This is a genomic window from Magnetospirillum sp. SS-4 (assembly GCF_902729425.1).
GTDB lineage: Bacteria > Pseudomonadota > Alphaproteobacteria > Rhodospirillales > Magnetospirillaceae > Phaeospirillum.
In genome coordinates, this window is the sequence record NZ_CACVCH010000070.1 from 268348 (window position 1) to 280510 (window position 12163).

General features: G+C 67.6%; 11 protein-coding genes. 7 read left to right on the top strand and 4 right to left on the bottom strand.

Annotated features, from left to right (window positions below; genetic code table 11):
- Window positions 1–7: 7 nt before the first annotated feature.
- From MTBSS4_RS13370 to MTBSS4_RS13380, 3 genes are all read right to left on the bottom strand, one after another.
- On the bottom strand, window positions 8–1747 hold the full coding sequence (locus MTBSS4_RS13370) for an ABC transporter permease subunit (protein ID WP_173983898.1): 1740 nt from the start codon (window positions 1745–1747) through the stop codon (window positions 8–10).
- An 87-nt stretch (window positions 1748–1834) separates the two neighbouring features.
- Window positions 1835–2326 carry a dihydrofolate reductase gene (locus MTBSS4_RS13375; RefSeq protein WP_173983899.1) on the bottom strand — a complete coding sequence of 164 codons (492 nt, stop codon included), beginning with the start codon at window positions 2324–2326 and terminating at the stop codon, window positions 1835–1837.
- Window positions 2323–3117 carry a thymidylate synthase gene (locus MTBSS4_RS13380; RefSeq protein WP_254432537.1) on the bottom strand — a complete coding sequence of 265 codons (795 nt, stop codon included), beginning with the start codon at window positions 3115–3117 and terminating at the stop codon, window positions 2323–2325. The genes MTBSS4_RS13375 and MTBSS4_RS13380 overlap by 4 nt, the downstream gene beginning before the upstream one ends.
- 212 nt (window positions 3118–3329) lie before the next feature.
- Here MTBSS4_RS13380 and rpmI point away from each other — a divergent pair, with 212 nt between their 5' ends.
- The 5 genes from rpmI (at window position 3330) to MTBSS4_RS13405 (ending at window position 8079) form a co-directional block, all read left to right on the top strand.
- Window positions 3330–3533 carry a 50S ribosomal protein L35 gene (gene rpmI / locus MTBSS4_RS13385; protein ID WP_173983900.1) on the top strand — a complete coding sequence of 68 codons (204 nt, stop codon included), beginning with the start codon at window positions 3330–3332 and terminating at the stop codon, window positions 3531–3533.
- Between the two features lie 3 nt (window positions 3534–3536).
- The gene (gene rplT / locus MTBSS4_RS13390; protein WP_173983901.1) at window positions 3537–3893 is read left to right on the top strand and encodes a 50S ribosomal protein L20; all 357 of its coding nucleotides are present in this window, start codon (window positions 3537–3539) and stop codon (window positions 3891–3893) included.
- Between the two features lie 87 nt (window positions 3894–3980).
- On the top strand, window positions 3981–5057 hold the full coding sequence (gene pheS / locus MTBSS4_RS13395; RefSeq protein WP_173983902.1) for a phenylalanine--tRNA ligase subunit alpha: 1077 nt from the start codon (window positions 3981–3983) through the stop codon (window positions 5055–5057).
- On the top strand, window positions 5054–7450 hold the full coding sequence (gene pheT, locus MTBSS4_RS13400) for a phenylalanine--tRNA ligase subunit beta (RefSeq protein WP_173983903.1): 2397 nt from the start codon (window positions 5054–5056) through the stop codon (window positions 7448–7450). Before pheS ends, pheT begins: the two co-directional genes overlap by 4 nt.
- A gap of 44 nt (window positions 7451–7494) precedes the next feature.
- A complete protein-coding gene (locus MTBSS4_RS13405; RefSeq protein WP_173983904.1) occupies window positions 7495–8079 on the top strand; it encodes a histidine phosphatase family protein in 585 nt (194 codons plus the stop codon).
- 1 nt (window position 8080) lies between these two features.
- Here MTBSS4_RS13405 and MTBSS4_RS13410 read toward each other — a convergent pair whose 3' ends face one another.
- The gene (locus tag MTBSS4_RS13410; RefSeq protein WP_173983905.1) at window positions 8081–8944 is read right to left on the bottom strand and encodes a dienelactone hydrolase family protein; all 864 of its coding nucleotides are present in this window, start codon (window positions 8942–8944) and stop codon (window positions 8081–8083) included.
- Between the two features lie 152 nt (window positions 8945–9096).
- Between MTBSS4_RS13410 and MTBSS4_RS13415 the strand changes: the two genes are divergently transcribed.
- Window positions 9097–11607: a PAS domain-containing sensor histidine kinase gene (locus MTBSS4_RS13415; RefSeq protein WP_173983906.1), complete on the top strand. Its 2511-nt coding sequence runs from the start codon at window positions 9097–9099 to the stop codon at window positions 11605–11607.
- A gap of 211 nt (window positions 11608–11818) precedes the next feature.
- Window positions 11819–12046 carry a hypothetical protein gene (locus tag MTBSS4_RS13420; RefSeq protein ID WP_173983668.1) on the top strand — a complete coding sequence of 76 codons (228 nt, stop codon included), beginning with the start codon at window positions 11819–11821 and terminating at the stop codon, window positions 12044–12046.
- The last annotated feature ends 117 nt before the right edge of the window (window positions 12047–12163 follow it).

A 12163-nucleotide genomic window follows, 5' to 3' on the forward strand; every position in this document is an offset into this window, starting at 1 on the left:
CTCCTCCTCAATCCAGCCGCAGACGCTCGGCCGCCAGCATGTAGAGCGGCCGCCACAGAAAGCGGTTGAACGCCATCACGAACAGGCACATCACCGCGATGCCGAGCGCGATGCGCGGGAAATCGCCGTCGATGGTCGCCTTGGCGATATAGGCCCCCAGGCCGGTCGCTTCCAGCTTGGTGTCGCCCCAGCTCACCAGTTCGGCGACGATGGCGGCGTTCCACGATCCGCCCGCCGCGTTGAACGCCCCCGTCACATAGGACGGGAAGATGGCGGGCAGGATGAAGCGCCGCCATTTCATCCACCCGGTCAGGCCCAGATTCCCGGCGGCGTCCTTCATGTCCTGCGGAATGGCCGAGGCGCCGCCGATGACGTTGAACAAGATGTACCACTGGGTGCCCAGAATCATCAGCGGACTGGTCCAGACGTTGACGTTCAGGTCGAACCGCACGATCAGAACCACCGCCACCGGAAACATCAGGTTGGCGGGAAACGCCGCCAGGAACTGGGCGATCCACTGGACGTTCTGCGCCACCACCGGCCGCTGGCCGATCCACACCCCGATCGGCACCCAGACCAGCGAGGCCAGCGCGATCAGCACCACCACCCGGGTGCTGGTGGCCAGTCCGTACAGCAGCACCTGGCCGACCTCGGGCAGGCCGACGGCGGAATGGACGAACAGCGCCACCTGGACCACCCCCAGCATCGCCCCGGCGATCAGGACCGCGTCCCAGACCCGCCCGGCCCAGGACGGCAAGGCAAGGCGCGCCCCGCCGGCGCGGTGGGAATCGCCGGAAGCCTCGCGCCGCCGCAGCATGATGGTGAACGCGCCCCACAGCGCCGCCGGCAGCTTGGCCAGGGCGCGAAACAGCCGGCCGCGTTGCAGCATGGTCAGCAGCCACGATTCCGGCTGCTGCTCGCCTTGCATGGAATCCGCCTTGAACTTGGCGGTCCACGCCACCAGCGGCCGGAAGAACAACTGGTCGTAAAGGACGATGCCGCCCAGCACAGCCAGGATGGCCCAGCCGATGGCGGTCAGGTCCTCGGCGGCGATGGCCAGGGCGATGTAGGAGCCGACGCCGGGCAGCATGATGGTCTGGCCGGCCACCGAGATGGCCTCGGACGCCACCACGAAGAACCAGCCGCCGGAGACCGAGATCATCATGTTCCACACCAGTCCGGGCACGCCCCAGGGCAGTTCCAGCCGCCAGAACCGCTGCCATGCCGACAGGTGGAAGACGTTGGACGCCTCGATCAGGTCGTTGGGCACCGTCTTCAGCGAAGAATACAGGCTGAACGCCATGTTCCAGGCCTGCGAGGTGAAGATGGCGAAGATGGCGGCGCATTCCACCCCCAGCAGGTTGCCGGGAAACAGCGAGATGAAGCCGGCGACCGTGATCGACAGAAAACCCAGGATCGGAATGGACTGGAGAATGTCGAGGATGGGAATCAGCACCTTTTCCAGCGCCGGCACCTTGGCGGCCAGCACCGCGAAGACCAGGGTGAACGCCAGCGAGGCCGCCAGCGCCGCCGCCATCCTGAGCGCGCTGCGCATCAGGTAGTAGGGCAGGTGGGTGGGGTCCAGGGTCAGGGGCAGCGGCTCGCCCACGTCATAGGGCGTGGTCATTTGCGCCCCGCCATAGGCCAGCAGCGCCAGGAAGGCAAAGATCACCGGAATCAGCGCCAGATCCCAAACATTGGGCTTGAGATCGGGCGACACCGCGACCGTGGGCAGGCTCCACCGCATGCCGTCACCTTGACTGAGGATACCGTCGGTGCGGCTGTCATACTCTCGCCGTCCCGGGCTGTCGAGCCGGGAAAGGTGACGGTATGGTTACACCCGTTCCAGGACCACGAAATCGAAGGCGGGATCGCCGGCGTGATGCTCGCGGACGGATTCCCGCCACGCGGCGCGGTCGAAATCGGGAAAACGGGCATCGCCGTCATAGGCGCGGCCGATCTCGGTCAGATAGAAGCGGGACGCCCGCGCCAGGGCCTCGGCATACAGGATCGAACCGCCGATCACCATCGCCTCGGCCGCCTCGGGCGCCAGCCGCGCCGCCAGGGCCAGCGCCCCGTCCAGGGAGTGGGCGGCATGGGCGCCGCCGGCCCGCCAGTCCGCCTGCCGCGTCACCACGATGTTCGGACGCCCCGGCAGCGGCCGGCCGATGGAGTCCCAGGTCTTGCGTCCCATGATCACCGGCTTGCCCAGGGTGTGGCGCTTGAACCATTTCAGGTCTTCGGGAATGCGCCAGGGCAGCGCGTTGTCCCGGCCGATCACGCCGTTGGCGGCGACGGCGGCGATGATCGCCAGCGGAGGGGTCATACCGCCACCGGGGCGGCGATATGGGGATGGGACTGATAGTTCTCCACCACGATGTCGTCCAGGGTGAAGGCAAACAGATCGGTGATTCCGGGATTGAGGCGGAGAACCGGCAGCGGCAGGGGCTGGCGCGACAGTTGCAGTTCCGCCTGCTCCATGTGGTTGGAATAAAGATGGGCGTCGCCAAGGGTATGGATGAACTCGCCGGGCAGCAACCCGGTCACCTGGGCGATCATGTGGGTCAGCAGGGCGTAGGAGGCGATGTTGAACGGCACCCCCAGGAACGCGTCGGCCGAGCGCTGGTAAAGCTGGCACGACAGCCGCCCCTCGGCGACGTAGAACTGGAACAGGCAGTGGCAGGGCGGCAGCGCCATGCGATCCACGTCGGCCGGGTTCCAGGCCGAGACGATCAGGCGGCGCGAATCCGGATTGGTCCGGATCATCTCCACCACCTGGGATATCTGGTCGACGGTCCGGCCGTCGGGACAGGCCCACGACCGCCATTGCTTGCCGTAGACCGGCCCCAGTTCGCCGGCCCGGTCGGCCCATTCGTCCCAGATGGAGACCTTGTTGTCATTGAGCCAGGCGATGTTGGTGTCGCCGCGCAGGAACCACAGCAGCTCGACGAAGATCGAGCGGGTGTGCAGCTTCTTGGTGGTCACCAGGGGAAAGCCCGAGGACAGGTCGAACCGCATCTGGTGGCCGAACACGCTGGTGGTGCCGGTGCCGGTCCGGTCGGCCTTGACCGCGCCTTCGCGGCGGATGCGCCGCAACAGATCAAGATATTCAATCACGACGACTCTCCGCTCTCGCGCTGTCCGCACTCTATCTCGCGTCCTCGTCGCTGTCATCACGCCGGAGAACGATGGAGGACAAGCGTTCGCCTGCCCCTTGCATTCCCCGACCCCGCGAGCTATAAGCGTGCCCTTCCCGAGCGGACAGGGCTGTCAGGGCTGCCTTGCCGTTCGTTCTCGCTGAACCACCCAGACCGTAAGGACAAGCGAAAATGCCCAAGATGAAGACCAAGAGCTCCGCCAAGAAGCGGTTCAAGCTCACCGGCACCGGCAAGGTGAAGGGCAATGTCGCCTTCAAGCGCCACTGCCTGACCGCCAAGACGTCGAAGATGAAGCGCCAGGCGCGCGGCACCTTCATGCTGTTCAAGACCGACAGCGACAACGTCAAGAAGTTCTACCTGCCGAACGGAGGCTGATCCATGGCTCGCGTCAAGCGGGGCGTGACCACCCACGCCCGTCACAAGAAGATTCTCAAGCTCGCCAAGGGTTACCGCGGCCGTTCCTCCACCTGCTTCCGGATCGCCATCCAGAAGGTGGAAAAGGCCCTGCGCTACGCCTACCGCGACCGCCGCGCCAAGAAGCGCAATTTCCGCGCCCTGTGGATTCAGCGCATCAATGCCGGCGCCCGCGCCCACGGCATGCCCTATTCGCGCTTCATGGACGGCCTGAAGAAGGCCAACATCGCGCTCGACCGCAAGGTGCTGTCCGACATCGCCATCCGCGAGCCGGAAGCGTTTAAGTCGCTGGTGGACAAGGCCCAGGCCGCCCTCCGGTAGGACTTCCCTCGCGGAAGCATTGTGATGGAGAGGGGCCGGCCCGATCGGGGCGGCCCCTTTTCCTGTTCTAGGGGATAGGACGAACCCATGCAGGACCTCGACAGAATCCGCGCCGAAGCCCTGGCCGCCGTGGCCGCCGCCACGACGCCGGAGCAACTGGACGCCGCCCGCGTCGCCGCGCTGGGCAAGAAGGGCACCATCTCGGGCCTGATGAAAAATCTGGGCGCCATGGACCCCGAGGCCCGCAAGGCCGCCGGCGCCGCCATGAACGCGGTCAGGGACGAGGTCGCCGCCGCCCTGGACGGGGCCAAGGCCGTCCTCGACGCCAAGGCGCTGGAGCAGCGCCTGTCGCGCGAGCGCATCGACGTCACCCTGCCGGCCCGGCCCGAGAGCCTGGGCCGCATCCACCCCATCAGCCAGACCATCGAGGAAATCACCGCCATCTTCGCCCAGATGGGCTTCACCGTGGCGGAAGGTCCCGACATCGAGGACGACTTCCACAATTTCACCGCGCTCAACATTCCGCCCGAGCATCCGGCGCGGCAGATGCACGACACCTTCTATTTCGGGGAAAGGGTGGAAGGCGGCCGCCATCTGCTGCGCACCCATACCAGCCCGGTGCAGATCAGGACCATGCTGTCCGACAAGCCGCCCATCCGGGTCCTGGTGCCGGGCCGCACCTATCGCTGCGATTCCGACATGACCCATACCCCGATGTTCCATCAGGTCGAGGGGCTCGTCATCGACGAAGCCACCAACATGAGCCATCTCAAGGGCTGCCTGATCGAGTTCGTCCGCGCCTTCTTCGAGGTCGACGACGTGCCGGTGCGCTTCCGCCCCAGCTTCTTCCCGTTCACCGAGCCCTCGGCCGAGGTCGACATCGGCTGTTCCCGCGAAGGCGGGGAATTGAAAATCGGCCCCGGCGCCGGCTGGCTGGAAATCCTCGGCTGCGGCATGGTCCATCCCAACGTGCTGAGGAATTGCGGCATCGACCCCGACCGCTACCAGGGCTTCGCCTTCGGCATGGGGGTCGAGCGCGTCGCCATGCTGAAATACGGCATTCCCGATCTGCGCACCTTCTTCGATTCCGACCTGCGCTGGCTGAAGCATTACGGCTTCGTGCCGCTGGACGTTCCCACGCTCTCGGGAGGGCTGACCCGATGAAATTCACGCTCGACTGGCTCAAGGACCACCTTGAGACCGATGCCACCCTCGCCGAGATCGAGACCGGGCTGACCGCCGTCGGCCTGGAGGTCGAGGGCGTCGAAGACCCGTCCCGGCATCTGGAGGGCTTCATCGTCGGCCATGTGCTGGAGGCCGACAAGCATCCCAACGCCGACAAGCTGAAGCTGTGCAAGGTCGATACCGGCAGCGCCGTTCTTCAGGTGGTGTGCGGTGCCCCCAATGCACGGCCCGGGCTCAAGGTCATCCTGGCCCAGCCCGGCACCTATATTCCCCATAGCGGCGAAACCCTGAAGAAGGGCAATGTCCGGGGCGTCGAAAGCCAGGGCATGATGTGCTCGTGGCGCGAGCTGAGCCTAGGCGATGACCACGACGGCATCGCCGAACTGGATGTCGGACTGGCGGTGGGCGCCCGCCTGCTCGACGTCATGAGCTTCGATCCCATGATCGAGATCTCGGTCACGCCCAACCGCGCCGATTGCCTGGGTGTGCGCGGCGTCGCCCGCGATCTTGCCGCCTTCGGCCTCGGCACCCTGAAGCCGCTGAAGGTCGAACCGGTGCCGGGCATATTCAAGAGTCCCATCGGTATCCGCCTCGACTTCGCGCCCGAGGACGCCGGCGCCTGTCCGCTGTTCGCCGGCCGCCATATCCGGGGCGTCAGGAATGGCGACAGCCCGCAATGGCTGAAGGACCGCCTTGCCGCCATCGGGCTCCGCCCCATTTCGGTGCTGGTGGACATCACCAATTTCTTCACCTACGACCTCGCCCGGCCGCTGCACGTGTTCGACGCCGCCAAGGTCAAGGGCGACATCCGCGCCCGGCCGGCCAAGGCGGGCGAGACCCTGGCGGCGCTCAACGGCAAAACCTACGCCCTGGACGCCGGCATGACGGTGATCGCCGACGAGGCCGGGCCGGAAGCGCTGGCCGGCATCATCGGCGGCGAGCATTCCGGCTGCACCGAATCCACCACCGAGGTGTTCCTGGAGGCCGCCTATTTCGATCCCATCCGCACCGCCGCCACCGGCCGCAAGCTGGAAATCCTGTCCGATGCCCGCTTCCGTTTCGAACGTGGCGTCGATCCGGCCTTCGTGGTGCCGGCCATGGAACTGGCCACCCGCATGATCATCGATCTGTGCGGCGGCGAGGCCTCGGAGGCCATCATCGCCGGCACCGAGCCCGACTGGCAGAAATCCATCGTGCTGCGGCCCGAACGGGTCGCCGGCCTGGGCGGCGTCGAGGTCCAGGTGTCCCGCCAGGAGGCCATCCTCAACGATCTCGGCTGCGCCGTGGCCGAGCATGCGGACGGTTTGCTGGTCAATCCGCCGTCCTGGCGCGGCGACATCGCCGCCGAGCACGATCTGGTGGAAGAGATCATCCGCATCAACGGCTACAACAACATTCCGTCGCTGCCGCTGCCGCGTTCGCCCATGCCGAAGCCGGTGCTGACCCCCGGCCAGCGCCGCGCTGGCTGGGTGCGGCGCCAACTGGCCTCGCGCGGGCTGGTGGAGACAGTGACGTGGTCGTTCCTGCCCGAGGCCCAGGCCAGGCTGTTCGGCGGCGGCGCCCCCGAGATGCACCTAGCCAATCCGATCTCGTCCGATCTGGACGTCATGCGCCCCTCGGTGCTGCCCAATCTGGTCACCGCCGCCGGCCGCAACGCCGATCGCGGCATGCGCGACCTCGGCCTGTTCGAGATCGGGCCGCAATTCGACGGTCCCGAGCCGGGCCAGCAGCGCCAGATCGCCGCCGGCATCCGCGCCGGCAAGGCCCGTGGCCGCCATTGGGCCGAGCCGGCGCGCCCAGTCGACGCCTTCGACGCCAAGGCCGACGCCCTGGCCGCCATCGCCGCCGCCGGGGCCAATCCGGACTCGCTTCAGGTGGTGGCCGAGGCGCCCTCCTGGTACCACCCCGGCCGTTCCGGCACCCTGAAGCTGGGCAACAAGACGGCGGCCTGTTTCGGCGAGATTCATCCAGGCATTCTTGCCACCCTCGACGTCAAGGGGCCGGTGGCGGGCTTCGAGCTGTTCCTGGAGACGCTGCCCCAACCCAAGGCCAAGGCCACCAAGGCCCGCCCGCTGCTGAAGGCATCGGCCTTCCAGCCGCTGGAACGCGACTTCGCCTTCACCCTGGACAGCGCCGTCGCCGCCGATGCGGTGGTCAGGGCGGCCAAGGGCGCCGACAAGGCGCTGGTCGCCGACGTCGCGGTGTTCGACCTCTACGAGGGCGACAAGATGGCGGCCGGCAAGAAGTCGCTGGCCATCACCGTCACCTTGCAGCCCACCGAGAAGACCCTCACCGACGAGGAGATCGAGGCGGTGGGCGCCAGGATCGTGGCGGCGGTGGTCAAGGCCACCGGCGGCGAGCTGCGCGGATAACCAAAGGATGCGGGGGGTCGCGAGGCCCCCCGCGCACTCGTCCCATGCCCACCATCATCCTGATCCGCCACGGCGAGACCGAGTTCAACCGGGAAGGCCGCATCCAGGGCCATGCCGATTCGCCGCTGACCCTCAAGGGCACCGAGCAGGCCTTCCGCCATGGCCTGACGGTTCGCCGGCTGATGGACGATCACGGCGGAGACTGGCGGGTGGTCTCCAGCCCGCTGGGCCGCTGCGTCCAGACCACCGCCATCCTGTGCGCCGCCGCCGGCCTCGACACCGCCCTGGTCGGCTATGACCACCGTCTCAAGGAGGTCGACACCGGCAGCCTCGCCGGCCGGCTGAAGTCGGATCTTGCGGCGGAATTGCGGGATGGAACCGGCCTCGACCACTGGGTGTTCAAAAGCCCCGACGGCGAATCCCACGCCACCGTCTCGGCGCGGCTGGCAAGCTGGCTGGCCGAACGCCGGCCGGGCGAGCGGGTGATCTGCGTCAGCCACGGCATCGCCGGCCGGGTGCTGCGCGGCCTCTATCTGGGCCAGTCCCCCGCCGAGGCGCTGAGAGGCGACAGCCCCCAGGACGCGGTATTCGTCCTGAAGGCCGGCGCCATCCGCCGGGTGGCATGCTGATCTACAGATCGTTGCCCTTCAGCCATTTCTGCAACCGGTTCCAGCCGTCCTTGGCCGGCGTCTCGCGATAGGACGGCCGGTAATCGGCGTGAAAGGCATGGGGCGCGTCGGGATAGACGATAATCTCCACCGGCATGGTGCCGGCCTTGGCCGCCTCGCGCATCCTTTCCACCGTCTCGTGGGGAATGCCCTGGTCGGCGCCGCCGTAAAGGCCCAGGACCGGCGCCTTCAGCCGACCGGCAACGTCGACCGGATGGCTGGGGGTGTTGGCGCCGGCCTCGCCGACCAGCTTGCCGTACCACGCCACCCCCGCCTTCAGCCTGGGATTGTGGGCGGCGTACAGCCAGACGATGCGGCCGCCCCAGCAGAACCCGGTGATGCCGAGGCGCCTGGCATCGCCCTTGTTGGCCGCCGCCCAGGCGGCGGCGGCGTCCAGGTCGGCCATCACCTGGGCGTCGGGCACCTTGGCGACGATGGACGACAAGATGGTCGGGATGTCGGCGATCCTGGACGGATCGCCCTGGCGGAAATAAAGCTCGGGCGCCAGCGCCAGATAGCCCAGCTTGGCCAACCGGCGACAGACGTCGCGGATATGCTCGTGAACTCCGAAAATCTCCTGCACCACCAAGATGGTGGGAAACGGCCCGTTGCCGCCCGGCATCGCGGCATAGGCCGGCATGGCGGCGCCGCCATCCACCGGGATCATCACCGCTCCGGTGGCAAGCCCGGTGGTGTCGGTGGAAATGGCGGAGGCCGAGGCCGGGCTGACCGCCATGGCGTAGCCGGTGGCCAGCACCGCCGCCGACACGAAACCGCGCCGGGTCATGTCGGCATTCGGCATCAGACTCTTGGCATGATCATCCATTACCTGTCCTCCCGGATGGAATCGATCCAGCAAAGATGGCATCGCCGGCGCGACGAGACAATGGGAAGCCGATCCAAGACCTCCGGCGCGGCCGCCCTTGCGCCCGCCTCCCCGTTGCGGCACCCTGTCCGCCAAATGGGGAGGTCGAGACAATGCGCGCGCCTGTGGCGGCGGGACTGAGTCTGATCGTGGCCGCCGCTCCGGCCCTGGCGCAGGAGACCGTGGCGGCGGCGGTCGCATCGGCGACGGGGAACTGGCTTGATCCCCTGTCGCTGGTGCTTGGCGCCCTGCTGGTGCTGGTGCCGGCCGTGGCGGCGCTGGCCGGGCTGCGGTGGCGCATGGCCAGTTGGGAGAGGGAAGCCGCCCGCGCCACCCTTGACGCCGACCGGTTGCAGGAATGCCTGCTGGCCGCTCCCGACGGCTTCTACGCCTGGATCGATGATCGCGAAATCTGCTCGCGCCGGCTGGCGGTTCTGCTCAGCCTTTACGGCGGCACCGAATCCACCTTCGCCGACGTGCTGGAATCCTTTGCCGCCGCCGACGCGGCGCGACTGCATTCCGCCCTGGGGCGGCTCAGGGCCGAGGGACAGGGCTTCGATCTGGAAATACGCCTGCGCGAGGGCAGCCGCAGGGTCCGCGCCGTCGGCGTCCGCGCCTCCGACGCCGACGGCGCCCCCCTGGCCGAACTGGTATGGATGCACGACGTCACCGAGGGCGCCGCAGTGGAAGAGGAACTGGCCGGCCGCATCGACGGACTGGCGGCCGAGCGCGAGCGGCTGGACGGCCTGCTGGGGGTGCTGCCGGTGCCGGTCTGGGTCAGGGACGACGACCTGTCGCTGGTTCACGTCAACCGCGCCTATGCCCGGGCGGTGGACGCCGCCTCGCCCCAGGCGGCGGTGGCGGGACAGATCGAGCTGGCCTCGGACGGATCGGTGCGGGAGGCCCGCGCCCTGGCGGCGCGGGCGCGGGCCGCCGGAGAATCGCGGTCCGAGACCTTCCATCTGGTGCTGGGGGGGCAACGCCGCTTCACCGAAATCACCGAGGCGCCGTTCGAGACCAACGACGGCGAATTGCTGACCGCCGGCTTCGCCATGGACCTCACCCGCGTCGAGGACCTTCAGGCCGAACTGGAACGCCACGCCAACGCCCATGCCGAAGTGCTGGAGCATCTGGCCACCGCCATCGCCATCTTTTCCACCGACACCCGCCTGACCTTCCACAACACCGCCTTCGTCCGGCTGTGGCGGCTGGAAGGCGACTGGCTGTCGGCACAGCCCACCTACGGCGCGGTCCTGGACGCGCTCCGCGAACGCCGGCTGCTGCCCGAGGTGGCGGATTACCGCGCCTACAAGGAAGACGAGCTGAAGCGCTTCATCTCGCTGATCGACGCGGCCGAGACCCTGCTGCACCTGCCCGACGGCCGCACGCTGCGCCGGATGATCGCCGCCCACCCCTATGGCGGCCTGATCTTCACCTACGAGGACGTCACCGACACCCTGGCTCTGGAACGTTCGTTCAATACCATGCTGGCGGTCCAGCGCGAGACCCTGGACCATCTGCACGAGGGCGTGGCGGTGTTCAGGGGCGATGGCCGGCTGCGTCTTTACAACCCCGCCTTCGCCCGCGTCTGGAACCTGACCGACGCCGACCTGGCGGGAGAGCCCCATCTCGCCGACCTGGTCGAGGCCCATCGCCGCTTCTTCGAGGGCCGTCCCGACCGCGCCACCGACTGGCCGCAGATCAGGGAACGTCTGATCGCCCTGTTCAACGACCGGGTTCCCCGAGACGGGCGGCTGGAACGCATGGACGACACCATCGTCGATTTCGCCTCGGTGCCGCTGCCCGACGGAGCCATGCTGCTGACCTGGCTGGACGTCACCGATTCGGCCCGGGTCGAAAAAGCGCTGCGCGAGAGGAACGAGGCCCTGGCCGCCGCCGACATGCTGAAAAGCGAGTTCATCGCCAATGTCTCGGCCGAGGTGCGCAAGCCGCTGACCACCGTCATCGGTTTTTCCGAGATGCTGTCGGCCGAGTATTTCGGCAAGCTCAACAAGCGCCAGCACGAATATGCCCGCGGCATCACCGAGGCCGGCCAGGGCTTGCAGACGCTGATTTCCGACATTCTCGACCTCGCCGCCATCGAGGCCGGCCAGATGACCCTGGAACTCGACACCGTCGACATCCATCCCATGCTGTCCGGCGTGCTGGGCCTGATGCGCGAACGGGTCCGCGAAAAGAAGCTGTCGCTGGACTTCGACTGTCCGCTGGACATCGGCTGGCTGGTCGCCGACGAACGCCGGCTGCGCCAGGTGCTGTTCAACCTGATCGGCAACGCCGTCAAGGATTCGCCGGCCGGCGGCAAGGTTACGGTGGCGGCCGGTCGCCGCCCCGGCGAGGTCGCCTTCGCCATCGCCGATTCCGGCCCCGGCATGACCGAGGAGGAACAGGCCCGCCTGTTCGGCGGCTCGCTCTACCGCCGCCGTTTCGATGTGGTGCCGGCCACCACCGGCGGCCCCGCCGCCGCCGGGCTGGGTCTCGCCCTGGTCGAACGCTTCGTCTATCTGCACGGCGGCCGGGTCGAGGTGGATTCCGCTCCCGGATCGGGCACCACCGTCACCGTCCGCCTGCCCGTCGGGGCGGCGGCAACCCCGACGGCAGAGTGATTTTGCACCGCAGCAGAACTGATGGTATGGATATGGCCAACCATCCATACCATCCGAATGGTTGGTAAGTCCCCGCCGATTCCGCAGTGCAGTAATACTTGTGCGGTGCAGTATACGCTTTCGGCAAAGCCGGACCCATGCCGATGCCAGACTGTCAATTCCAAAGTTTGTGGGGTATAGTTTCTACGTCGGAAACAGGGAGGAGGCTATCATGCTGGCAAGCACATTCGAAGCCGCCCGATCGCCGACCGACCTCCGCAACGGCTCTGTCAGGATATCCCACGCCAGACGGTACGGTTCCGCCTTCGTCGGCAACACCGAACCTCCGCTGGCCGAGGTGATGGGTGATCCCATCGTCCGCGGCCTGATGGCCCGCGACGGCGTGCAGCCGGAATCGCTACAGGGCCTGATCGACGAGGTTCGCGGTCGCTTGCGGTAGTCAGGACGCGACAGGGATCGCTTGAAGGGGGGCACGCTTCCTTCAGGCGATTGTCCCCGTCGTTCTCCCGTCGTTTTCCCCGGCATTGATCGCGGCGACGATTGCGGCGATGATCGG